At 73.1% G+C, this 23,266-nt stretch carries 23 protein-coding genes and 1 riboswitch; of the genes, 13 read left to right on the forward strand and 10 right to left on the reverse strand.

Annotation, left to right across the window (positions count from 1 at the left end; translation table 11 throughout):
- Positions 1-5: 5 nt before the first annotated feature.
- The 4 genes from CG719_RS32675 to CG719_RS32690 all read left to right on the forward strand — a co-directional run bounded on the left by CG719_RS32675 (position 6) and on the right by CG719_RS32690 (position 3,730).
- Positions 6-1,175, forward strand: a complete 1,170-nt coding sequence (locus CG719_RS32675; protein ID WP_100572315.1) for an ArsA family ATPase — start codon at positions 6-8, stop codon at positions 1,173-1,175.
- 57 nt (positions 1,176-1,232) lie between these two features.
- Positions 1,233-1,814 carry a DUF5304 domain-containing protein gene (locus CG719_RS32680; protein ID WP_100572316.1) on the forward strand — a complete coding sequence of 194 codons (582 nt, stop codon included), beginning with the start codon at positions 1,233-1,235 and terminating at the stop codon, positions 1,812-1,814.
- A gap of 114 nt (positions 1,815-1,928) precedes the next feature.
- Entirely contained in the window at positions 1,929-2,882 is a 954-nt protein-coding gene (locus tag CG719_RS32685; RefSeq protein ID WP_100572317.1) for an ROK family glucokinase, read from the forward strand.
- A gap of 89 nt (positions 2,883-2,971) precedes the next feature.
- On the forward strand, positions 2,972-3,730 hold the full coding sequence (locus CG719_RS32690) for an endonuclease/exonuclease/phosphatase family protein (protein ID WP_100572318.1): 759 nt from the start codon (positions 2,972-2,974) through the stop codon (positions 3,728-3,730).
- Between the two features lie 91 nt (positions 3,731-3,821).
- On the opposite strand, the gene CG719_RS32695 is transcribed toward CG719_RS32690, so the two are convergent.
- The gene (locus tag CG719_RS32695) at positions 3,822-4,646 is read right to left on the reverse strand and encodes a hypothetical protein (protein ID WP_100572319.1); all 825 of its coding nucleotides are present in this window, start codon (positions 4,644-4,646) and stop codon (positions 3,822-3,824) included.
- Complete coding sequence (locus CG719_RS32700) at positions 4,639-5,418, reverse strand: alpha/beta hydrolase (RefSeq protein ID WP_100572320.1); 780 nt, start codon at positions 5,416-5,418, stop codon at positions 4,639-4,641. Before CG719_RS32700 ends, CG719_RS32695 begins: the two co-directional genes overlap by 8 nt.
- Before the next feature lie 147 nt (positions 5,419-5,565).
- On the opposite strand from CG719_RS32700, the gene CG719_RS32705 reads away from it, so the two are divergent.
- The 4 genes from CG719_RS32705 (at position 5,566) to CG719_RS32720 (ending at position 9,659) form a co-directional block, all read left to right on the forward strand.
- Positions 5,566-6,444 carry a lysophospholipid acyltransferase family protein gene (locus tag CG719_RS32705; RefSeq protein ID WP_234375880.1) on the forward strand — a complete coding sequence of 293 codons (879 nt, stop codon included), beginning with the start codon at positions 5,566-5,568 and terminating at the stop codon, positions 6,442-6,444.
- 22 nt (positions 6,445-6,466) lie between these two features.
- Positions 6,467-7,792, forward strand: coding sequence for a MacS family sensor histidine kinase (gene macS, locus CG719_RS32710; RefSeq protein ID WP_100572322.1), 1,326 nt, complete (start codon positions 6,467-6,469; stop codon positions 7,790-7,792).
- The gene (locus tag CG719_RS32715; RefSeq protein WP_100572323.1) at positions 7,789-8,466 is read left to right on the forward strand and encodes a response regulator; all 678 of its coding nucleotides are present in this window, start codon (positions 7,789-7,791) and stop codon (positions 8,464-8,466) included. Before macS ends, CG719_RS32715 begins: the two co-directional genes overlap by 4 nt.
- Before the next feature lie 164 nt (positions 8,467-8,630).
- Positions 8,631-9,659 carry a 6-phosphofructokinase gene (locus CG719_RS32720; protein ID WP_100572324.1) on the forward strand — a complete coding sequence of 343 codons (1,029 nt, stop codon included), beginning with the start codon at positions 8,631-8,633 and terminating at the stop codon, positions 9,657-9,659.
- Positions 9,660-9,743: 84 nt separating this feature from the next.
- Here CG719_RS32720 and CG719_RS32725 read toward each other — a convergent pair whose 3' ends face one another.
- Positions 9,744-11,660, reverse strand: a complete 1,917-nt coding sequence (locus CG719_RS32725; RefSeq protein WP_100572325.1) for an anthranilate synthase family protein — start codon at positions 11,658-11,660, stop codon at positions 9,744-9,746.
- A 110-nt stretch (positions 11,661-11,770) separates the two neighbouring features.
- Complete coding sequence (locus tag CG719_RS37660) at positions 11,771-12,031, reverse strand: trp operon leader peptide (RefSeq protein ID WP_442802763.1); 261 nt, start codon at positions 12,029-12,031, stop codon at positions 11,771-11,773.
- A 79-nt stretch (positions 12,032-12,110) separates the two neighbouring features.
- Here CG719_RS37660 and CG719_RS32730 point away from each other — a divergent pair, with 79 nt between their 5' ends.
- From CG719_RS32730 to CG719_RS32740, 3 genes are all read left to right on the forward strand, one after another.
- A complete protein-coding gene (locus tag CG719_RS32730) occupies positions 12,111-13,259 on the forward strand; it encodes a glycoside hydrolase domain-containing protein (protein WP_234375877.1) in 1,149 nt (382 codons plus the stop codon).
- 96 nt (positions 13,260-13,355) lie between these two features.
- Positions 13,356-14,708: a class II 3-deoxy-7-phosphoheptulonate synthase gene (locus tag CG719_RS32735; RefSeq protein ID WP_100572326.1), complete on the forward strand. Its 1,353-nt coding sequence runs from the start codon at positions 13,356-13,358 to the stop codon at positions 14,706-14,708.
- A gap of 164 nt (positions 14,709-14,872) precedes the next feature.
- On the forward strand, positions 14,873-15,133 hold the full coding sequence (locus CG719_RS32740) for a (2Fe-2S)-binding protein (protein ID WP_100572356.1): 261 nt from the start codon (positions 14,873-14,875) through the stop codon (positions 15,131-15,133).
- A 24-nt stretch (positions 15,134-15,157) separates the two neighbouring features.
- Here CG719_RS32740 and bfr read toward each other — a convergent pair whose 3' ends face one another.
- A complete protein-coding gene (gene bfr / locus CG719_RS32745) occupies positions 15,158-15,676 on the reverse strand; it encodes a bacterioferritin (RefSeq protein WP_100572327.1) in 519 nt (172 codons plus the stop codon).
- A gap of 154 nt (positions 15,677-15,830) precedes the next feature.
- Between bfr and CG719_RS32750 the strand changes: the two genes are divergently transcribed.
- Positions 15,831-16,487, forward strand: coding sequence for a sulfite oxidase-like oxidoreductase (locus CG719_RS32750; RefSeq protein ID WP_100572328.1), 657 nt, complete (start codon positions 15,831-15,833; stop codon positions 16,485-16,487).
- A 36-nt stretch (positions 16,488-16,523) separates the two neighbouring features.
- On the opposite strand, the gene CG719_RS32755 is transcribed toward CG719_RS32750, so the two are convergent.
- The 5 genes from CG719_RS32755 to thiO form a co-directional block, all read right to left on the reverse strand.
- A complete protein-coding gene (locus CG719_RS32755; RefSeq protein ID WP_100572329.1) occupies positions 16,524-17,414 on the reverse strand; it encodes a deoxyribonuclease IV in 891 nt (296 codons plus the stop codon).
- 48 nt (positions 17,415-17,462) lie between these two features.
- On the reverse strand, positions 17,463-19,424 hold the full coding sequence (gene pknB, locus CG719_RS32760) for a Stk1 family PASTA domain-containing Ser/Thr kinase (protein WP_199836873.1): 1,962 nt from the start codon (positions 19,422-19,424) through the stop codon (positions 17,463-17,465).
- A 112-nt stretch (positions 19,425-19,536) separates the two neighbouring features.
- On the reverse strand, positions 19,537-20,331 hold the full coding sequence (locus CG719_RS32765; protein WP_100572331.1) for a thiazole synthase: 795 nt from the start codon (positions 20,329-20,331) through the stop codon (positions 19,537-19,539).
- A gap of 3 nt (positions 20,332-20,334) precedes the next feature.
- Positions 20,335-20,535: a sulfur carrier protein ThiS gene (gene thiS / locus CG719_RS32770; RefSeq protein ID WP_100572332.1), complete on the reverse strand. Its 201-nt coding sequence runs from the start codon at positions 20,533-20,535 to the stop codon at positions 20,335-20,337.
- Entirely contained in the window at positions 20,532-21,698 is a 1,167-nt protein-coding gene (thiO, locus tag CG719_RS32775) for a glycine oxidase ThiO (RefSeq protein WP_100572333.1), read from the reverse strand. Before thiO ends, thiS begins: the two co-directional genes overlap by 4 nt.
- Positions 21,696-21,807: riboswitch (TPP riboswitch) on the reverse strand. (Overlaps the previous gene by 3 nt.)
- A gap of 184 nt (positions 21,808-21,991) precedes the next feature.
- Here thiO and CG719_RS32780 point away from each other — a divergent pair.
- Positions 21,992-23,221 carry an NAD(P)/FAD-dependent oxidoreductase gene (locus CG719_RS32780; RefSeq protein ID WP_100572334.1) on the forward strand — a complete coding sequence of 410 codons (1,230 nt, stop codon included), beginning with the start codon at positions 21,992-21,994 and terminating at the stop codon, positions 23,219-23,221.
- Positions 23,222-23,266: the final 45 nt, after the last annotated feature.

Genomic DNA, 23,266 nt, shown 5'->3' on the forward strand with positions numbered 1-23,266 from the left:
GCATCATGCGCACCCTCCTGATCACGGGCCCGGGCGGCAGCGGCCGTACGACCGTTTCCGCCGCCACCGCACTGACCGCCGCCCGTGACGGCGTCGAGACCCTCGTGCTCAGCGCCGACCGTACGGACTCCCTCGGCGCGGCGCTCGGGGTGCCGACGGGTGCGGAGCCGGTGTCCGTCGCGCCGCGCCTGACCGCCTGGCGCCCCGACGCGGCGGCCGGCTTCCGGTCCGACCTCACCGCCTTCCAGGACCGCGCGCGCAACGTGCTCGACCTCCTCGGAGCCTCCCGTCTGGACCCCGAGGAGGTCACCCCGCTGCCGGGCGCCGAGGAGCTCGCCCTGCTGCGCGCGCTGCGCGACGCGGCCCTGTCGGAGCGGTTCGAGCTGCTGGTCGTCGACCTGCCGCCGGCGCCGCAGGCACTCGCCCTGCTCGCGCTGCCCGAGGAACTGCGCCGCTATCTGCGCCGGCTGCTCCCGCCGGAGCGGCAGGCGGCCCGCGCCCTGCGGCCGGTGCTCGGCCGGCTCGCCGGTGTCCCCATGCCGGCCGAGTGGCTGTACGAGACGGCGGCACGCTGGGACGTCGAACTCGCCGCCGTCGCCGCGGTCGTCGCCGACCGCGGCACCCGTGTACGCCTGGTCGCCGAGCCGGGACCGGCCGGCGCCGACGCCGTCCGGAACGCCGCCCTGGGCCTGGCCGTGCGGGGCCTGGCCGTGGAGTGCCTGGTCGCCGGACGGGTCCTGCCGGAGACCGCCGCGGACTCCTGGCTGGCCGGCCCGGTCGCGCAGCAGCGCAAGACCCTCGACGAGTGGCGGGAGACGTACGCCGTCCATCCGGCCGCCCACCTGGGCCGGGACCCGCGCGGCCTGGACGACCTCGCCGCCCTCGCCGTGCCCGGCGCGACCCCGGCGGCCGCCCCGGTCGAGTGGCCCGTGACCGACCGGCTCGCCGAGGACGGAGTCCTCGTGTGGAACATCCCGCTGCCCGGTGTCATACGCGAAGAGCTCGACCTCATCCGGCTCGGCGACGAACTCGCGGTCACCGCCGGGCCGTTCCGCCGGGTCGTGCCGCTGCCCTCGGCGCTGCGCCGGTGCACCGTCGACGGGGCCGCCCTGCGTGACGGCGAGCTGCGGATCCGGTTCGCGCCGGACCCCGCGCTGTGGCCCCGCGAGAGATGAAGCGCGTACCCCCGTTCGGGTAACGTCGTAAGGACGAACCGTAGTCAGGAGCCCGCCATGAGCGAAGAGCGCCCACCGTCCGACGCCGCTCGGGACGACGCAGCTCAGGAGGAGCCCGGCGGCCGCGAGGGCACCGCCCGTCCGAGCGAGGCCGGGGATCCGGGGGAGCGGCGCGCCACGGACGCCGACGCCTGGTCCACGGCCTGCGCCGAGGACCTCGCGGCGGAGCAGGCCCGCCGCCGCGCGCGGTACGGCCCGCCGCCCGGCTCGGCCGCCGAGGAGCTGCGCAAGTTCGTCGACACCGTCGCCGACAAGCTGTCGTCGATCCAGGGGCCGCTGCTCGGTGCCCTCGCCGGACCCGCGGCCGAGCAGGCGGTGCGGCAGATGGTCCAGCAGGCCAAGGCGGCCGTGGAACCGGTCGTGGAGCGCAACCCCGAGGTGTTCGAGCACCTGGCGGCGGCCGGCGGCGAACTGCTCGCCGCGTACCGCTCGGCCGTCGAGTCCGAGGAGCGCCGCTGGACGTCGTCCCGCGCGGACGAGTCCGCGCGGGACGAACTCGACGACCTGGACACCCGCCCCGGCGGGCGCCGCGACCCGGGTGAGGGCACCGGCGGCGGCGAGCGCATCGACCTGGACTGACCGCCCGGACGACTCGGCCGGAGGACTTCGACCGACCGTCCGGACGACGCGAATTCCACGGCAGGGCCTCGGGTACGGTTGCCGTAGCGGGGCTCGACCGGAACTGAGGGATTCATGGGACTCACCATCGGCGTCGACATCGGCGGCACGAAGATCGCGGCCGGCGTGGTCGACGAGGAAGGCAACATCCTCTCGACCTTCAAGGTGCCGACCCCCACCACGCCCGAGGCCATCGTGGACGCCATCGCCTCGGCGGTGGAGGGGGCACGCGCGGGGCACGAGATCGTCGGCGTGGGCATCGGCGCCGCCGGATACGTCAACCGGCAGCGCTCCACGGTCTACTTCGCGCCCAACATCGACTGGCGCAACGAGCCGCTGAAGGAGAAGGTCGAGGCGCGCGTCGCCCTGCCGGTGGTCGTGGAGAACGACGCCAACGCCGCGGCCTGGGGCGAGTACAGGTTCGGCGCCGGCAAGGGCCACCGCAACGTCATCTGCATCACGCTCGGCACCGGCCTCGGCGGCGGCATCGTCATCGGCAACAAGCTGCGCCGCGGGCACTTCGGCGTGGCCGCCGAGTTCGGCCACATCCGGATGGTCCCGGACGGCCTGCTGTGCGGCTGCGGCTCGCAGGGCTGCTGGGAGCAGTACGCCTCCGGGCGCGCCCTGGTGCGGTACGCCAAGCAGCGTGCCAACGCCGCCCCCGAGAGCGCGGAGGTGCTGCTCGCCCTCGGTGACGGCACCCCCGACGGCATCGAGGGCAAGCACATCTCCGTGGCCGCCCGCCAGGGCTGTCCGGTGGCCGTCGACTCCTACCGCGAGCTGGCCCGCTGGGTGGGTGCCGGCCTGGCCGACCTGGCCTCGCTGTTCGACCCGTCCGCGTTCATCGTCGGCGGCGGGCTCTCCGACGAGGGGGAGCTGGTCCTGGATCCGATCCGCAAGTCCTACAAGCGCTGGCTGGTCGGCGGCAACTGGCGCCCGGTCGCCGACGTCCTCGCCGCCCAGCTCGGCAACAAGGCCGGTCTGGTGGGCGCGGCGGACCTCGCCCGGGAGCCCGACCCGATCATGTAGCGCCGGTCGCACCCCGGGCGCGCCCACCGTCCCCGTCCGCCCGGGACCGGTGGGCGTCGCCGTACCGTCGGTGAGCCCGGCCGCGGCGTATGTTGATCGTCATGCTGCTGCCCAACTCCCGTACGGAGCCCGATGGTTCCGCCGTCATCCGCGTCCTGAGCCACAACATCCGGTCGATGCGGGACGACACCGAGGCGCTGGCCCGGGTGATCCGCGCCTGCGCGCCCGATCTCGTCCTCGTCCAGGAGGCGCCGCGCTTCTTCCGCTGGCGCAAGAAGCTGGCCCGGCTGGCGGCGGCCGCGGACCTGGTGATCCTCACCGGGGGCGCGACGGCCTCGGGCCCGGCGATTCTCTGCTCGCTGCGGGCCACCGTGGAACGCACCGAGGACGTCCTGCTGCCGCTCACCCCCGGACTGCACCGGCGGGGCCTCGCGACGGCGGTCGTCCGGTTCGGGGGCGCCCGGCTCGGCGTCGTCAGCTGCCACCTCTCGCTGAACGCGGAGGAGCGGTACGACCAGGCCGGGGTGCTGCTGGACCGGCTGGCCGGGATGGGTGTGGAGCACGCGGTGACGGGCGGCGACCTCAACGAGGGCCCGGACGGCCCGGCGTTCCGGCGGCTGGCCGACTCGCTCCAGGACGGCTGGGCCACCGCCCCCTGGGGCGCGGAGGCCACCTGGACGTCCACCGGCCCCCACCGGCGCATCGACGCCCTCTTCGCGACCCGGGACGTGGAAATTCTCGGCTGCGGCGTACCGCTGGGCCTGCCGGGAGTGACGGAGGCGGACCTGAAGGCCTCCACGGACCACCGCCCGGTACTGGCCGCCCTCAGGGTCCCGGCACTTTCCTAGCCGGGGCCCCTCGTCCGGATCAGGCTGGGCTGATCCGGGCTGATCCGGACGAGAGGCCCCAGGGCGGGGGCCGAGTCGCGGGGAACCGGGCTCAGACCACCGCCCCGCGGCCCGGGTCGTCGTTGTCGTCGTCGTCCGTCTTCATGCGCGTCACCAGCGTCGCGAAGCCGCCCAGGAAGCCGCCTATGCCGAGCATGGCGAGCCACCACGTCATGTCCCAGCCGAACAGGACGGCCAGCAGGAGCAGGACGGGGCCGCCGATCACCGCGAGCCAGGCGAACTTCGCGGTCGCGTCGGCTGACGGCAGCGGGGGCGGCTCCGGCGGGACGAAGTGTCCCTCGTCGCTCGTGTCGAAGTCGTCGTCGGACGGTTCGGCGAGCGAGTAGTCGCGCGGTCCCCCACCGCGATTGCCGACACCGGGCGCGAAGGAGACCGAGCTGCCCAGCCGCCCGGCGGGGGCGGAGGGGCCCTCCTCGCTCTCGCCGTCCTCGCCGGCCGCGCCGTTCCCGTCGCCCTTGGCGTCCTTGCCGGTCTCGTCCTTCCGGTCCTTCCACGGCTTCTCGACGTCCGGCGTCGGGTCCGGCGGCAACGCCAGGTCCTCGATCGGCCGGAACGGCCTGGAGCCCGGCGGGTCCGGCGGCTCCTCGCCGTACCCGGCGATGATCGCCGCCCAGGCGGCGTCCTCGTCGAAGCCGGAGCCCTCCTTGCCGGCGGGCACGCCGGGCTCGGCGCGCTGCTCGGCCGTCCCGGCGGGTTCGGCCGCTCCGACCGGTTCGGACGGTCCGACGGGTTCGGACGGTCCGACGGGTTCGGACGGTCCCACTGGTCCGGCCGGTGTGACCGGGCCGGCCGGTTCGCCCGGCTCTGCCGGCTCACGGCCGTCGCGGTTCTCGCGGTCGGAGTCGTGCTCAGCCACCTGCCGTCGTCCCTTCCTTGCCGACACTGGGTGCGAGCCGGCCGATGAATGCGTAGCTCTCCTCGAAGATCCGGTCCGCATCGTGATCCAACGTCGCGACGTGGTAGCTGTGTTCCAGCAGCACCTCCGTGACGTCCGTGGAGGAGATCCGGCCGAGAATCCGGGCCGAGTCGACCGGCGGCACCACATGGTCCTGCGGGCTGCGCAGGAGCAGCAGCGGCTGGGTGACCTGCGGCAGTTCGCGGTCGAGCATCCGGAAGAAGTTCCTGAGCGAGTGCGCGGCGTGCAGCGGCACCCGCTCGTACCCCAGCTCGGCGGCGCCTTCAAGCGCGATGTCGCTCGCGATGCCCTTCGTGGTCCGTACGAGGTGGCGGGCCACCGGCAGGGCGTACGCGGACAGGCCGTGCACCTTGTGGGCCGGGTTCACGACCACGACGCCCGCGACCGCGTCTCCGTGCCGGGCGGCCAGCCGCAGCGCCAGCGCGCCGCCCATGGACAGCCCGGCCACGAACACGCGCGTGCACGACTCGCGCAGCACCCGCAGCTCGCGGTCCACCTCCGCGTACCAGTCCGGCCAGCCGGTGAGCTGCATGTCCTCCCAGCGGGTGCCGTGCCCGGGCAGCAGCGGCAGGGAGACGGTCAGGCCGCGTCCGGCGAGGTACCGCCCCCAGGGCAGCAGTGACTGGGGGGAACCGGTGAAGCCGTGGCAGAGGAGGACACCGACCTCCCCGCCCTCGTGGCGGAACGGCTCGGCTCCGGGGAGCACCGGCACGTGGCTCTCCTGTGGTCGTCGATTGCAGGTACTTCACCGTACGCGACGGTACTGACACCGACCAGGGCCGTCGGTCCCACGGAAGGCAGCCCGGCGGTATCGTCTGATCGACACACACAGGAAGGCACTCGGTTGTTCTACGGCACGATGAAGGTCGCCATCGGGGGGCCGCTGAAGATCGCCTTCCGGCCCTGGGTGGAAGGCCTGGAGAACATCCCCGACGAGGGTCCCGCCATTCTGGCGAGCAATCACCTGTCCTTCTCGGACTCCTTCTTCCTGCCGGTGATGCTCCACCGCCCGGTCACCTTCATCGCGAAGGCCGAGTACTTCACCACGCCCGGGGTGAAGGGCCGGCTCACCGCCGCGTTCTTCAAGGGTGTCGGCCAGCTCCCGGTGGACCGCTCCGGGTCGCGCGGTGCGGGCGAGGCGGCGGTGAGGAGCGGCATAGAGGTGCTGGAGCGCGGCGAGCTGTTCGGCATCTACCCGGAGGGCACCCGCTCGCCCGACGGCCGCCTCTACCGCGGCAAGCCGGGCGGACTCGCCCGCGTGGCCCTGGCCACCGGAGCGCCGGTCATCCCGGTCGCCATGATCGACACGGAGAAGATCCAGCCGCCCGGGAAGGTCGTGCCCAAGCTGATGCGCCCGGGCATACGCATCGGCAAGCCACTGGACTTCAGCCGCTACGAGGGCCTCGCGCACGACCGTTTCGTGCTGCGGGCGGTGACGGACGAGGTCATGTACGAGATCATGAAGCTCTCCGGCCAGGAGTACGTAGACATCTACGCGACCGCGGCCAAGCGGCAGATCGCGGAGGCGGCCAAGGCCGAGAGGGAAGCGGAGAAGGCGGCGGGGAGAACGGCCGGGACAGCGGCCGACAGGGTCCAGCAGGCGGCGGGGACGGCGGCCGACAAGGTCCAGCAGGCGGCCGGCAAGGCACAGGAAGCTGCCGGGAAGGCGGCCGGCAAGGCCCAGGAGGCGGCGAAGGCGGCGCTCGGGCGGGCCGAGAAGGAGAAGCAGGCGGAGTAGGGCGAACCGCCGGGGGGGGGACATGCAGAAGCGGCAACGCGTGATGAGGATGTCGGTCGAGCAGCCGATGTGGCGCGCGCTCGCCGGATACCGGGTGCTGACCATGCTCTACGCGGTCGGCCTGTTCGCCACCGGCTACGACCGGTTCCCGCGACCCGGAGTCGCCATCGCCTACTACTGCGTGCTGTCCGTGTGGACCGTGGCCACACTGCCCAAGGTCGCGAACGCCGCGAGCTGCACCAGGCGCTTCCTGGCCGCCGACCTCACCCTGGCGCTGACGGGTATCCTCCTCACCCCCGTCGCCGACGCCCAGGCGCGGATCGTGGACGGCGGCCCGACCCTGCCGTCGATCTGGACCGCAGGCTCCGTCCTCGCCTTCGCCCTCAAGGGCGGCTGGCGCTGGGCCGCCGTCGCCTCCACCGCGGTCGCCGCCGCCAACCTGGTCGAGCGCGGCGCCCCGACCCGCGACACCGTGCACAACGTGATCCTGGTGTGGGTCGCCTCCATCGCCATCGGCTACGTCGTCGAGGTGGCCCGCGCCTCCGAGCGCACCCTCGCCCGCGCCCTGGAGATCGAGGCGGTCACCCGGGAGCGGGAGCGCCTGGCCCGGGACATCCACGACAGCGTGCTCCAGGTGCTCGCCATGGTGCAGCGGCGCGGCGCGGTCATCGGGGGCGAGGCCGCCGAACTGGGCCGGCTGGCGGGCGAGCAGGAGGTGGCGCTGCGCACCCTGGTCTCCGGCGGGCTGGTCCCGCTCCCCAGGGCGTCAGGGGGCGCGGACGGTGACACCTCCGGGGGCGCGGTCGTCCAAACCGTCGACAAGGACGACGAGGACGACGAGGACACGACCGGCGAGCCCGACGGGCCCGTCGACCTGCGCGCGCTGCTCGCCCCGTACGCCGGCGCCCGGGTCAGCCTCGCCGAACCGGGCGCCCCGGTGCTGCTGCGACCCGCCGCCGCCCGCGAGGTGGCCGCCGCCGTCGGGGCCGCGCTGGACAACGTCCGCCGGCACGCGGGCGAGGGCGCGCGGGCCTGGATCCTGGTCGAGGACGAGCCGGAGTCGGTGATCGTGACCGTGCGGGACGACGGTCCCGGCATCCCCCGGGGGCGGCTCGCCCAGGCCGAGGGCGAGGGCCGGCTCGGAGTGGCTCTGTCGATCCGGGGCCGGCTGCGCGACATCGGCGGTACCGCCGAGCTGATCTCGGTACCCGGCCAGGGCACGGAGGTCGAACTGAACGTGCCCAAGGGCGCGGGCGCCGTGGACACCACCGGCACCGCGGACGACACCGGGCGCACGAGGGGCGCGAAGGGCGCGTCCCGGACACGGGGGAAGGCGGAGAACCGATGAGCGAGGAGCAGGGCCCGATCAGAGTGATGGTGGTCGACGACCACCCGATGTGGCGCGACGCCGTGGCCCGCGACCTGGCCGAGGCCGGCTTCGAGGTGGTCGCCACCGCGGGCGACGGCGAGCAGGCGGTGCGCCGTGCCAGGGCCGCCGCGCCCCAGGTGCTCGTCCTGGACCTCAACCTGCCCGCGAAGCCAGGGGTCCAGGTCTGCAAGGAACTCGTCGGCGCCGACCCGGCGTTGCGCGTGCTGGTGCTGTCCGCGAGCGGTGAGCACGCCGATGTGCTGGAGGCGGTGAAGTCGGGCGCCACGGGCTATCTGCTGAAGTCGGCCTCCACGCAGGAGCTGCTGGACGCGGTGCGCCGCACGGCCGTGGGCGACCCGGTGTTCACCCCGGGCCTGGCGGGTCTGGTCCTCGGCGAGTACCGGCGCCTGGCCGCCGAGCCCGCGCCCGCCGCGGACGCCGGTGAGCCGAATGCGCCCCGGCTCACCGACCGCGAGACCGAGGTGCTGCGCCTGGTCGCCAAGGGCCTGAGCTACAAGCAGATCGCCGAGCGTCTGGTGATCTCCCACCGGACGGTCCAGAACCACGTCCAGAACACCCTGGGCAAGCTCCAGTTGCACAACCGGGTGGAGCTGGTGCGGTACGCCATCGAGCGCGGACTCGACGGCGAGTAGGGGCGAGTCAACCCACATACGTGCGGCCATACCCCTTTCGAGTGGTTTCTCCGTGATCAACTACCCGACAATTCAGTGGAATTGACTCTCCGCCCCATGCCGAAGTGACGTGCGTCACCATTAGCGTGACCTTCACCAGGCAACCGCGGCGAAGGGACTTTTCCATGCGGGTCGGAGTACTGACCGGAGGCGGCGACTGCCCCGGGCTCAACGCCGTCATCCGGGGCATCGTCCGCAAGGGCGTGCAGGAGTACGGCTATGACTTCGTCGGCTTCCGGGACGGCTGGCGCGGCCCCCTCGAGAACGACGCCATCCGTCTCGACATCCCCGCGGTGCGCGGCATCCTGCCCCGGGGCGGCACCATCCTCGGCTCCTCACGGACCAACCCCCTCAAGCAGGAGGACGGCATCCGGCGGATCAAGGACAACCTCGCCAAGCAGGAGGTCGAGGCGCTCGTCGCGATCGGCGGCGAGGACACCCTCGGCGTCGCCGCGCGACTGAGCGACGAGTACGGCGTGCCCTGCGTGGGCGTGCCCAAGACCATCGACAACGACCTGTCGGCCACCGACTACACCTTCGGCTTCGACACCGCGGTCGGCATCGCCACCGAGGCGATCGACCGGCTGCACACCACCGCCGAGTCCCATATGCGGGTCCTGGTATGCGAGGTGATGGGCCGTCACGCCGGCTGGATCGCCCTGCACTCCGGCCTCGCCGGCGGCGCGAACGTCATCCTCATCCCCGAACAGCGCTTCGACGTCGACCAGGTGTGCGCCTGGATCACCTCCCGCTTCAAGGCGTCGTACGCCCCGATCGTCGTCGTCGCCGAGGGTGCCATGCCCAAGGACGGCGACATGGTCCTGAAGGACGGCTCGCGCGACTCCTTCGGACACGTACGGCTGTCCGGGGTCGGCGAGTGGCTGGCCAAGGAGATCGAGGCACGCACCGGGAAGGAGGCACGGACCACCGTCCTCGGGCACATCCAGCGCGGCGGCACGCCCAGCGCCTTCGACCGATGGCTGGCCACCCGGTTCGGCCTGCACGCCGTCGACTGCGTCCGCGACGGCGACTTCGGCAAGATGGTCGCCCTGCGCGGCACCGACATCGTCCGAGTGCCGATCGGGGAGGCCACCGTGAAGCTGAAGACGGTCGACCCGAAGCTGTACGAGGAGGTCGGGGTCTTCTTCGGCTGACCCCGCCACGGCCTCCCCGTCCGGGGACCGCACCGGGGGCGCCGCCGACCTGACCGGCGGCGCCCCCGGTGCGCGCGTTTCTTGCTACGGCACGCGCCGCGGCTCGCCGTGCACGCCGGCGCCGCGCGGCTGACCGGCCAGCAGCGCGCTGACGATCGCCTGGCCGTTCAGCGTCAGCACGGACTCGGGGTGGAACTGCACCGACGCGAACCGCGCGGAGCGCAACGCGTGCACCTCACCGGACGCGCTCCGGCTCACCTCGATCCCGTGCGCCGACAGCTCGGCGTGCGCCTCGTCGTCGCAGTGCGCCGCATAGCTGTTGTAGAAGCCCACGGTCTCGGCCCGGCCGAACAGGTCGATCCGGCTCTGGGCGCCCTGGTGGGGCACCGCCTTGCGGACGATCTCCAGTCCCAGCTCGGCCGCGATCAGTTCGTGCCCGAGGCAGACCCCGAGAACGCCGTGCCGGTGCGTGGCGAGCACCTCCGCGGTCAGCGCGCGCAGCAGCCGCATCTTAGGGTCGGCCGCGTCGCACGGATCGCCGGGCCCGGGGCCGAGGACGACCGGTCCCTCGTGCGCGAGCACGGCGGCGCGCAGTCCGGGCTCGTCGTAGCGGCGGACTCCGACGGTCAGCCCCGACGACCGCAGCACGTGCGCGAGCATCGCGGTGAACGTGTCCTCGCCGTCCACGACCAGGGTGTGCCCGGTGAGCCCCGGCGTGCTTTCCCCGGCCTCCGACTGCGGTGCGCAGCCCCCGCCGCGCATCCGCAGCCAGAACGGCGCGAGCAGCGCGCGCCGACCGTCCAGGGCCGCCCGCACCCGCGGGTCGTCGGCGAGCCGGGGCCCCGACCGTTCCGCGCGCGGCCGGCCGGGCCGTACGCCCAGCGCCGCCAGCACGCCCGCCGCCTTCGCGTGTGTCTCGGCGACCTCGCCCGCCGGGTCCGAGCCGCGGACGAGGGTGGCGCCGACCGGTACGCGCAGTCGGCCGCAGGCGTCGATGTCGGCGGTGCGGATGAGGATGGGGGAGTCCAGGGTCTGCGCGCCGCCGCAGTCGCGGCCGAGCAGGGCGAGCGCGCCGGCGTAGTAGCCGCGCCCGCCGCTCTCGTGGCGTTCGATGACCCGGCAGGCGTTCTGCACCGGCGACCCGGTGACGGTCGCGGCGAACATGGTCTCCTTGAGCACCTCGCGCACGTCCAGGGAGGACCGGCCGCGCAACTCGTACTCGGTGTGCGCCAGATGCGCCATCTCCTTCAGGCGCGGTCCGACGACCACCCCGCCCATGTCGCCGACGGTGCACATCATCTTGAGCTCCTCGTCGACGACCATCGACAGCTCCTCGATCTCCTTGCCGTCGGCGAGGAAGCCGAGCAGGTGCTCGGGCGTCGGTCCCTCGGCCGGGTAGCGGTACGTCCCGCTGATCGGGTTCATCACGACCGTCCCGCCGGACATGCGCACGTGCACCTCGGGGCTGGCGCCGACCAGCGTCCGGTCCCCGGTGTGCACGACGAACGTCCAGTACGCCCCCCGCTCGCCCTCCAGGAGCCGCCGGAACAACGCCAGCGCGTCGGCCCGCCCGAAGCCCGGGATCTCCCCCTCGTACGTCCGCCGGATCACGAAGTTCGCGCCCTCGCCCGCGCCGATCTCCTCGCGCAGCACCCGCCCGACGATCTCCGCGTACTCCTCGTCGCCGACGTCGAAGCCGCCGCCCTCGACGCGCACCCGGTGCGCGGGGAGCTGCGCCAGGGCCTCGGCGAGCGGCACCGTGCCCGACTCCTCGGGCGTCAGCACCAGCAGCGGGGTGCCGTCGTCGCGGACGTCGAAGCCGCGCTCGCGGATCTGCCGGAACGGTACGAGCGCCAGGCCCTCGTCGGGCAGGTCGGCCAGGCGGTCGCGAGCGGTCACGGGGCCGAGCAGCACCTCGACCAGGTCGTGGTCGTGCCCCGGGGTACGGCGGCGCAGCAGGGCGAAGGGGCGGGGGTCGTGCAGCAGCCGTGCCAGGTCCATGGGTTCCTCTTCCGTCGATGTCGATCGATGTCGGTGAGGAACGGCCAGGACGCCACGAACGCCGAAGGCCGCCCCTCGGGCGGCCTTCGCGAAGTGTGGGATACGCGCAGTCAGCGGGCCGCCGGAGAAGCGGTCCACCACCAGTCCTGGTTCTGGGTCGAGTGCGCGAACATGCCCGGCACCCTACCGCATCGGCCCGCCGCGCGGCCCTGTCCGGCCCGCGACGGTCCCCGGCCGCCGTGTCGCCCGTACGCAGCACAGGCCGGTTTCCGGCGGCCGCGCGGGGTGGAAAGAGGGTCCGCGTCGACCGTGTGCCGAGCGTGCCCGGCGTCCGCCGCGCGCCGCCCGTGCCCGACCGAGGAGGACGCCATTCCCGCCCCACGATCACCCCACCAGGCCCGGCCCCGTCCCCGCCTGAGACGTGCGCTGACCGCGCTGAGCGCCTGCGCGGTGCTCGCCGCCGGCGCCCCGGCCGCCGCCCGCCCGGCGGCCGACGACGCCACGAAGACCGTCAGCTACCGCGGCCACAGCTTCACCGTCCCGGCCGGCTGGCCCGTCGTCGACCTCGACCAGGAGCCGACCGCCTGCGTCCGCTTCGACCGGCACGCCGTCTACCTCGGCACCCCCGGCGAGCGGCAGGACTGCCCGGCCCGCGCCGTCGGGCGCACCGAGGCCCTGTGGGTGCAGCCGGCGCCGGCGACGAAGGCCTCGGTGACCGAGGACCGCACGTCCCGCGTCTACCGTGGGACCGCCACCAACGAGGGAATCTCCGTCACGGCCCCGTACGGCGAGAACCGCGCGGAGATCCAGCGGGTACTGCGCAGCGCCGGACTCCCCGTCGCCGCCGCCGTCACCGGGGAACACGACCAGGCGCCGTCCGCGCGCGCAGTGCCCGCCGACGCGACCGCGTATCAGGGCAGGGGCTTCGACACCTGCACAGCGCCGAGCCGGACGGCCATGAACGCCTGGCGGGACAACTCGCCCTACGGAGCCGTCGGCGTCTACATCGGCGGGGTCAACCGCGCCTGCGCCCAGGCGAAGCTGACCGCCGAGTGGGTGCAGACGCGGTACGCGGACGGGTGGCGCTTCTTCCCGCTCTACGTCGGCCCGCAGCCCGGCTCCGGCGCCGGGAGCTGCCAGAACTCCTGCGCGTCGATCAACGATCCCGCGCCGCAGGGCAGGGAGGCCGCGGAGGACGCCGTCGCCCAGGCGGTGGCGCTCGGCTTCGCCAAGGGGTCGGTGCTCTACAACGACCTGGAGCAGTACACGCCGGGCGGCGCCCTCACCGCGCGCGTGCTCGGCTACCTGGAGGCCTGGACCGAGCGGCTGCACGAACTGGGCTACCGCTCCGGCGCGTACGGCAGCGTCTCGTCCCTGGTCGCCGACCTGGTCGGCAACGCCGGCAAGGTCACCCTGCCCGACGTGATCCACTTCGCGCACTGGAACGGCGAGAACACCACCGTCCACACCGCCATTCCGGCCGGTCTGTGGGCCGGTCACCAGCGCATCCACCAGTACGCGGGCAACAGGACCGAGACGTACGGAGCGGTGACCATCAACATCGACCGCGACCAGCTCGACGTCGGCGCCGGCGTCTGAACAACCCCGGGGAGGGACGTTCGCGACCGGGCGCCGTCCGTCTCATTGGCTGAACGGAGGAGGGGGTCCGACGGGCGACCCCGTAATCTTGGTGGGGTGACCGTGAACGCTAAGACCAGCGCGAGCGCTGGCAACACCTGGCGAGACCTGCCCGCGGCGCAGCAGCCCGAGTACCCCGACCCCGAGGCTCTGCGCGCAGTGATCGCGGACCTCGAGTCGTATCCGCCGCTCGTCTTCGCGGGCGAGTGCGACCAGCTGCGCGCCCGGTTGGCGGCCGTCGCCAAGGGAGAGGCGTTCCTCCTCCAGGGCGGCGACTGCGCCGAGGCGTTCGACGCGGTGTCCGCCGACCAGATCCGCAACAAGCTCAAGACCCTGCTCCAGATGGGCGCCGTGCTGACGTACGCCGCCTCGGTGCCGGTGGTCAAGGTCGGCCGGATCGCCGGCCAGTACTCCAAGCCGCGCTCCAAGCCGACCGAGACCCGCGACGGCGTGACCTTGCCGACCTACCGCGGCGACTCGGTCAACGGCTTCGAGTTCACCGAGGCCGCCCGCATCCCGGACCCCGAGCGCCTGAAGCGGATGTACCACACGTCCGCCTCCACGCTGAACCTGGTGCGCGCCTTCACCACCGGCGGCTACGCCGACCTGCGCCAGGTGCATGCCTGGAACCAGGACTTCGTGAAGTCCTCCCCGTCCGGCCAGCGCTACGAGCAGCTCGCGCGCGAGATCGACAACGCGCTCAACTTCATGCGGGCCTGCGGCACGGACCCGGAGGAGTTCAAGACCGTCGAGTTCTTCTCCTCGCACGAGGCGCTGCTGCTCGACTACGAGTCGGCGCTGACCCGCGTCGACTCGCGCACCGGGCACTTGTACGACGTCTCCGGGCACATGGTGTGGGTCGGCGAGCGCACCCGGCAGCTGGACCACGCGCACATCGAGTTCGCCTCGCGCATCCGCAACCCGATCGGCATCAAGCTCGGCCCGACGACCACACCCGAGGAGGCGCTGCGGTACATCGACCGCCTCGACCCCGAGCGGGAGCCGGGCCGGCTGACGTTCATCGTCCGCATGGGCGCCGACAAGATCCGTGACCGCCTCCCGGAGCTGGTGGAGAAGGTCACGGCCTCGGGCGCGGTGGTGGCCTGGGTGACCGACCCGATGCACGGCAACACCTTCGAGGCGGCCTCCGGTCACAAGACCCGCCGCTTCGACGACGTGCTCGACGAGGTCAAGGGCTTCTTCGAGGTGCACAAGGGGCTCGGCACGCACCCCGGCGGCATCCATGTGGAGCTGACCGGCGACGACGTCACCGAGTGCGTCGGCGGCGGCGACGAGATCTTCGTCGACGACCTGCACCAGCGCTACGAGACCGCCTGCGACCCGCGTCTGAACCGCAGCCAGTCCCTGGACCTGGCGTTCCTGGTCGCGGAGATGTACCGGGACCAGTGAGGCACCCGCCCGTCGCGGGCGCGTGCACGTGAAGTGGGGCGCGGATCACACGAAATCCGCGCCCCTCCCACTTTTCCGGCATTCATGCGGTGAGTAAGGTTAGGTTTGCCTCACCGAGATTCGGGGCGGCACCACTGAACCGATCCCGGCGGGAGGTGAACGGCGTGTACGTGTGCAGTTGCTTCGGCATCACCGAACAGCAGGTCAAGCAGCACGCGGACAACGGCGCCTGCACTCCGCGCAAGATCGCCTCCGTCTGCAAGGCGGGCACCGACTGCGGCGGCTGCGTGCGCCGCATCCAGGCACTGCTCGGCCGGGGAGCCTGCCCGCGCCGGGAATTGATCGACCAGGGCGGCCCGGCGCTCGCGCCGCTCACGGGCCGTACGTCCGGCGCCGGTCCCGAGGAGCTGGGCGACGCCGCCTAGTGGGCCGGGCGGCCGGTGGCCGTCTCAGTGGCTGGAGAAGCTGTGCGTGCCGGGGCCCGACGGGTCCGGCTGGCTCTGCTCGACGACGGTCGAGAGGTAGAGCGCCTCACCCAGCTTGTCGACCAGCTCCAGCTGGGTGTCCAGGTAGTCGATGTGGTGCTCCTCGTCGGCGAGGATCGCCTCGAAGATGTTCGCCGACGTGATGTCGTCCTTGTCGCGCATCAGCTCCACGCCCCGGCGCAGCCGGTCGATGGCCTCGACCTCGATCTGCCGGTCGGCGCGGAACATCTCGGTCACCGTCTGCCCGACCTGGACGTGGAAGAGCCGCTGGTAGTTCGGCAGGCCGTCCAGCAACAGGATGCGGTCGGTCAGGAGCTCCGCATGCCGCATCTCGTCGAACGACTCGTCACGGGTGTACTTGGCGAGCTTCGTCCAGCCCTTGTGGTCCTGGAGCTTGGAGTGCAGGAAGTACTGGTTGATCGCGGTGAGCTCCGCGGTCAGCTGCTCGTTGAGCAGTTCGATCACCTCGGGGTCGCCTTGCATGGCGGCGGGGCTCCTTCCGGACGTCTCTGGGCCGATCTCGCGCATGATTGCACCGGCACACACAGTCGTCCAGTAAGTGCATGCTTAGTGCGAGTTGTCCCAATTGCCCCTCGACTGGTCATGTGCACCCTCTCCGGTCTGTCAGGATGGAGTCATGGGTCAGCCGGTGGAACGCGCGTCAGGAGACGCGTCTGGAGCAGTGCCGACGGGAGCGGCACAGCCGGAACTCCCGCCGGGACAGCGACTCCAGCGCGGCTGGCCGGTCACGCACTACGGACCGGTGCCCAAGTTCCGTCCCGAACGCTGGGACTTCCGGGTCTTCGGCGCCACCGCCGACGGTGAGAAGCACTGCTGGACCCACGAGGAGTTCACGGCCCTGCCGTACACCACCGTGGTGGCCGACCTGCACTGCGTCACGAAGTACAGCATGACCGGCGCCGAGTGGGGCGGCATCCCCGCGCGCACCGTTCTGGACATCGCCCCGCCCGCGGCGAACGTCACCCATGTGATGGTGTGGGCGGAGTACGGGTTCAGCTCCAATCTGCGCCTGTCCGACTTCACCTCGGAGCGCACCCTGTTCGCCACCCACAAGGACGGCGAACTGCTCACCGCCGAGCACGGCTTCCCGCTCCGCCTGATCGTCCCCCACCTGTACGCCTGGAAGGGCCCCAAGTGGGTCCGCGGCGTGGAGTACATGACCGCCGACCGCCGCGGCTTCTGGGAGGAGCGCGGCTACCACAACCTCGGCGACCCCTGGAAGGAACAGCGCTACTCCTACCAGGAGGAACCGGGGGACGGACCGGAACTGTGACGCCCGTCCCGGCCGCTCACGCCCTCACCGTGTCCGTCAGGCGTCCCTGAGCCGCTTCAGGCGCTCCACGTCCGCCGTGTGGCCCTCCTTGCCGCCCGGGGTCTCGATGACCAGCGGGACCCCCTCGGTGGCGGGGTGGGTCATCAGGGCGCGGAAGGGGTCCTCGCCGATGTGGCCGGCGCCGATGTTCTCGTGCCGGTCCTTGTGCGCGCCGGCCACGTCCTTGGAGTCGTTGGCGTGGATCAGCCTCAGCCGGCCCTCGCCGACCGTCTCCACCAGCAGGTCCAGCGTCTGGTGCATGCCGTCCGGGCCGGTCAGGTCGTGCCCGGCGGCGAAGATGTGGCAGGTGTCCAGGCACACGCCCAGCCTCGGATGGGCGTCCAGCGCCTCGAAGTACGGCCCGAAGTCCCAGGTGCGCGAACACAGCGAGGCACCCTGGCCCGCGGTGGACTCCAGGAGCAGGTACGGGTCGTCGTCGTGGGTCAGCTCGTCGAGCAGCGGCAGCATGTGCTCCCGCACCTGCTTCAGCGCGACCGACCGGTCCCGGCCGCCGGTCGCGCTGCCGGTGTGCACGACGACGCCCAGCGCGCCGATCTCCCGGCCGCGCCGCAGCGAGTGCCGCAGCGACTCCACCGACCGCTCCACGGTCGCCTCGGTGTGGGAGCCGAAGTTGATCAGGTAGGGGGCGTGGACGTACGCCGGGACCGACTGCTCGGCGCAGGCCGCGCGGAACCGCTCGTCCTGCCGCGGATCGCCCGCGGGCGTGGCCCAGCCGCGCGGATTGGCGACGAAGACCTGCACGGTCTCCGCGCCGAGGTCACGGGCGTAGGACATGCCCACGGAGTGCAGCCCGCCGGCGACGGGCACATGGCCGCCGATCGGGTTGCGGAGGGGGCCGGGGAGGGGACGGGACCGCTGACTGCTCACCCGTTCAGGGTGTCACGCGCCCGGCGGCCCGCGGCCGCCGGGCCGCCGTCAGCGGATGGTGATCGTTATCGTCGAGCCCTTCGGCGCCCGGTCGCCACCCTTCACCGACTGCTTCTTGACGGTGTCGCCGAACAGTCCCAGCAGTCCGCGGTCCTCCCGCACCTGGAAGCCGGCCTTCTGCAGCGTGTTCTTCGCGTCGCCGACACTGTTGCCGGTCACGTCCGGCACCTGCACCATCTCCGGACCCTTGGACAGCGTCAGCGTGACCGTGTCGCCCTCGGCGGCCTCGCTGTCTCCCGCCGGGCTCTGCCGGGCGACCTGGCCCTTGTCGAACTCGGAGGTGACCTGCTCGGAGGAGATCCGCACCTTCAGACCGGCGTCCCGCAGGTCGGACTGCGCCTCGTCCAGGTCCTCGCCGGTGACGTCCGGGACGTCCACCGCGCGGCCCTTGCTGACGGTGAGCGCGATCGCCGAGCCCGCGTGCCGGTCGGTGCCCGCCCCGGGATCCGTGCTGATCACCACGTCACGGGGAACGTCGTCGCTGAACTCCCGGCTCACCATGCCGGGCTCCAGGCCGTCCTGCTTCAGCTGGGCCCGCGCCTCGTCCAGCCGGTGGCCCTTCAGATCGGGCACCCGCACGGTCTCCGGGCCGTCGGAGACCGTGAGCGTCACCGAGCCGTGGCTGCGGATCTTGGCGCCCGCCCCCGGGTCGGTGCTGATGACCGTGCCCCGCCGGACCGTGTCGCTGTAGGCGTGCTCGACCCGGCCGACGTCGAGACCGGACTCCTTGAGCTGCTCCCTGGCCTGCGCCTCGGTCTTCGCCAACAGCGGCGGGACCTTCGTGAACTGGCCGGAGTTGATGTACCACACGCCCCCGCCGACCCCGAGGACCAGCAGGACGGCGGCGACCACCGTGAGCAGGGTGCGCCGGGGCGGCCCGGGGCGCCGCACGCCGGACGGTTGCGGTGGGGGCGGGGGCGCCTGGAGCCGGCTGGTGCGGTTGAGGGCGGCCGCGGAGGGTGCGCCGTCCTCGGCGTTCCCGGCCTCCCCGGCTTTCCCGCCACGGATCCGCGTCGTCAGCGCGCGCGGGATGACGCTCGTACGGTCCTCGGCGTTGTCGTGCTCCGCGGTGAGGGCCTGCGGCGGCAGGGCGTCCAGCTGGTCCTTGCTGAGCGCGGACCGCGCCTCGCGGACCCGCGCGAGCAGCGCGACCGCGTCGTGCGGCCGGATGTCCGGGGTGCGCGCGGTGGCCTCCGCGACCAGTTCGTCCAGTTCGAGGGCGAGTCCCGGCACGGCGGCCGACGGGGCCGGCACGTCCTCGTGGAGGTGCTGGTACAGGACCTGGGCGGGGGACTCGCCCTGATGCGGCTTGCCGCCGGTCAGCATCTCGTACAGCACGACCCCGCACGCGTACACGTCGACCCGGGGGTCGGCGGTGCCGCGCTCGATCTGCTCCGGCGCCAGGTAGGAGACGGTGCCGAGGACGGCACCGGTGGTGTTCGTCACCGTGTCCACGGACCGCACCAGCCCGAAGTCGGCGACCTTGACCCGGCCGTCGTCCCCTATCAGGACGTTCTCCGGCTTCATGTCGCGGTGGACGAACCCGGCCCGGTGTGCGGCCCCCAGCGCGGCGAGCACCGGCTCCAGGATGTCCAGCGCCGCGCGCGGCTGGAGCGCCCCGCGCTCGCGCAGCACGTCACGCAGGGTGCAGCCGGCCACGTACTCCATGGCGAGGTACACGTACGTCCCGTCCGTGCCCTGGTCGAAGACCTGCACCACGTTCGGGTGGGCCAGCCGCGCGACCGACTTGGCCTCCCGGATGAACCGCTCCACGAACGAGCCGTCGGCCGCGAGCGTCGGGTGCATCACCTTGAGCGCGAGGACCCGGTCGAGTCGGGTGTCCAGGGCCCGGTAGACCGTGGCCATCCCGCCGACGGCGATCCGCGCGTCGACGCGATAGCGGCCGTCGAGCACCTGCCCGACGAGAGGGTCCTGAAGGGTCGTATCCACGCAGGCGAGTCTACGAGCCGTCACGGACACACACGGATCGCGGACAGTGTCGCGGCGGGACTGAAGCCGACCTGTGACGCGCTGAACGCACCCGCGCGAGGGAGCTGACCGGCTAGAACGCGGGCCGCTCCGGGTCCAGCCCGGCCATGCCCTCCGTCGGGGACGACGCCCGGGCGAAGTGCCGTTTGGGGATCCGCCCGGCCAGCCGTGCCAGTCGCCCCGCCTCCACGGCGGACCGCATCGCCGCGGCCATCATCACCGGCTCCTGCGCCCGCGTCACCGCGGAGGCGAGCATCACCCCGGCACACCCCAGCTCCATGGCCAGCGCCACGTCCGAGGCCGTACCCGCCCCGGCGTCCAGGATCACCGGCACGCGCGCGTGCTCCACGATCAGCTGGAAGTTGTGCGGGTTGCGGATGCCGAGCCCGGACCCGATGGGCGAGCCGAGCGGCATGATCGCGGCGCAGCCCACATCCTCCAGCTTCCGCGCGAGCACCGGATCGTCGTTCGTGTACGGCAGGACCGTGAACCCGTCGTCCACCAGGGTCTCCGCCGCGTCCAGCAGCTCGATCGGGTCCGGCAGCAGTGTGCGCTCGTCGGCGATGACCTCCAGCTTGACGAGGTCCGTGCCGAGCGCCTCCCGCGCCAGCCGGGCGGTGAGGACCGCCTCGCCCGCGGTGAAGCAGCCCGCGGTGTTGGGCAGCACCCGGATCCCGAGCGACTCCAGCACCGACAGCACCGAGCCGTGCACGGAGGGGTCCACCCGCCGCATCGCGACCGTGGTCAGCTCCGTGCCGGAGGCCACGAGCGCCCGCTCCAGGACCTCCAGGCCGGTCGCGCCGCCGGTGCCCATGATCAGCCGGGAGGTGAAGGACGTACCACCGAGGACGAAGGGGTCGTCGGCCATGGCTCAGCCTCCCTGGACGGCGGTCAGCACTTCGACGCGGTCGCCCTCGGCCAGCGCCGTGGACGACCACCGCGCGCGCGGGACGACGGTCTCGTTGAGGGCGGCGGCCACCCCGGAGGGTGCCGCGCTCAGCGCCTGCACGACGGAGCCGAGTGACGTGCCGGGCGCGACCCGGCGGGGCTCACCGTTGACGGAGATGTTCATACGGGCTGCTCCGTGAGTGCCGCGGCGTAAAAACGCCTGGGGGAGAAGGGGCGGACCTCGTCCGGCAGCTCGCCGGTGGTCAGGACGTGCGCCATGGCGTCCCCGGTGACCGGCGTGAGCAGTACGCCGTTGCGGTAGTGCCCGGTGGCGAGCAGCAGGCCGTCGAGGCCGGTCGGGCCGAGCAGCGGCGCGTTGTCGGGGGAGCCGGGCCGCAGTCCCGCCCGGGTCTCCGTGAGCGGCAGCTCGGTGATCCCCGGCACCAGCTCGTGGGCGTCGCGCAGCAGCTCGTACACGCCGCCCGCCGTCACCGTCGTGTCCCAGCCCAGCTCCTCGCTCGTGGCCCCGACGACCAGCTCGCCGTCGAGCCGCGGCACCAGGTAGACCTGGCTGCCGCGCACCACGGCCCGCACGGTGCGGCTCAGGAACGGCGCGTACCGCTTCGGCACCGTCAGCCGCAGCACCTGCCCCTTCACCGGCCGCACCGGCGGCAGCACCTCGTCCGGGACGCCTGCGAGCCGTCCGCTGAGGCTGCCCGCGGCGAGCACCACCCGCTCCGCGGCCGGCGCGGTGCCGTCGCGCAGCACACAGCCCGTGGCCCGGCCCCGGGCCACGGTGAGCTGCTCGGCCCAGCCGCGGTGGAAGACCACGCCCGCCCGCTCGCAGGCCGCGAACAGGGCGCGGGCGAGCCGCCGCGGATCGATCTGGTGGTCGCCGTCCACCCGCAGCCCGCCGCGCACGCCCGGCGCGAGCATCGGTTCGAGGCGGCGGCAGTCCCGCCCGGACAGCCACTCGGACTCCAGACCCGAGCGGCGCTGAAGGTCGTGCAGTTCCCGCAGGTGGGCGCGGTCGTCGGCGTCCAGCGCGACGGCGAGGGTGCCGCAGCGGCGGTAGCCGAGGTCGTGGCCGGTCAGCTCGGTCAGCTCGGCCGCGAAGTCCGGGTAGCGGCGGGCGGAGGCCAGGTTCAGTGCGAGCAGCGTCTGCTCGCCGTAGTGCAGTTCGGTGACGGCGGCCAGCATCCCGGCGGCCACCTGTGCGGCCCCGCCGCCCGGCTCGGGGTCCACCACGGCCGTGGCGAACCCGCGCTGCGCCGAGCGCCAGGCCGTCACGAGGCCGATGATTCCGCCCCCCACGACGAGGACGTCGGACGTACGTGGCAACGACATGGGCGTCCAGCCCCTCCCTTCGCCGGCATGACCCGGATCAGGTTCGTACGGTCGGAGGCCGCCAGCCTCCCTCTCAGCCCGGTGCGTCCGGGCTCCCGCGAGTGCTTGTACGGGCGCCACCCTAGCCCGCGGAACACCGCCCCGGTAGGTGAGCATCCCGCGTACGAGGGGCGGCCGGGCGGCGGGCGGGCACGGGGGAAGAGGCTGTGGGGCAGGTTGTGGGGGCCGGTTGTGGAGCGGGTCACCCCGCACGCCCCTGACTGACGCCGCGTCAGTTGAATTATGGTGATCGGGTGAGCGACCAGACGCAGGGACAGGGCACATCGGGGCCGCGGCGCGTGGTCGTCGCGGGTGCCGGCATGGCCGGTGTGCAGACCGCGGTCGCCCTGCGCGAGCAGGGCTTCACCGGCACCGTGACACTGATCGGCGCCGAACCCCACCAGCCCTACGACCGGCCCCCGCTGTCCAAGGCCGTCCTGCTCGGCAAGGCCGAGGGCTCCGCCTTCGACATCGACTTCGAGGCGCTCGGCCTCGAACTGCGGCTCGGCTGCGAGGCACTGGCCGTGCGGCCCGGCGCCCGCGTGCTGGAGACCTCGGCCGGACCGGTGCCGTACGACGTCCTCGTCCTGGCCACCGGCGCCGAGCCGATCCGGCTGCCCGGCACGGAGGGCGTGCAGGGAGTCCACCTGCTGCGCACCCTGGACGACGCCGAACGGCTGCGGCCGGTGCTCACCGAGCAGCACGACATCGTGGTCGTGGGCGCGGGCTGGATCGGCGCCGAGTTCGCCACCGCCGCGCGCGAGGCGGGCTGCGCCGTGACCGTCGTGGAGGCCGCGGACCGCCCGCTCGCCGGGGCGCTGCCCGCGGAGGTGGCCGAGCCGATGACCACCTGGTACGCCGACAGCGGCGCCGAACTGCGCACCCACGCGCGCGTGGAGCGCGTCGAACCCGGAGCGGTCGTCCTCGACGACGGCTCTCGGCTGCGCGCGGGCGCCGTCGTGGTCGGCATCGGCGCGCGCCCCGCTACGGACTGGCTGGCCGGCTCCGGCATCGAACTTGGCCCGCACGGGGACGTCCTGGCGGACGACCATCTGCGCACGTCCGTGCCGGACGTGTACGCGGTCGGCGACTGCGCCTCCTTCCCCTCGGGACGGTACGGCGAGCGCCTGCTGATCCACCACTGGGACAACGCGCTCCAGGGTCCGCGCACGGTCGCGGCCGACATCGTCGGCCTCACCCCCGTGGTCTACGACCCGGTGCCGTACTTCTGGTCCGAGCAGTTCGGGCGCTTCGTGCAGTACGCGGGACACCACACGTCGGCCGACGCCGTCGTCTGGCGCGGCGAACGCACCGGGCCGGCGTGGACGGTCTGCTGGCTCCGCGAGGGCCGGCTCGTCGCCCTGCTGGCCGTCGGCCGGCCGCGGGATCTGGCGCAGGGGCGGCGGCTGATCGAGTCCGGCACGCCCATGGATCCGCGGCTGCTGGCGGACCCGGCGAGGCCCCTGAAGGCGGCGACCGCGTGAGGCGCACGTCCCCGGGTGGACGGGCCTGGCTTCCGAGTATCAGTG

The organism is Streptomyces sp. CB01373 (assembly GCF_002803075.1).
Taxonomy (GTDB): domain Bacteria; phylum Actinomycetota; class Actinomycetes; order Streptomycetales; family Streptomycetaceae; genus Streptomyces.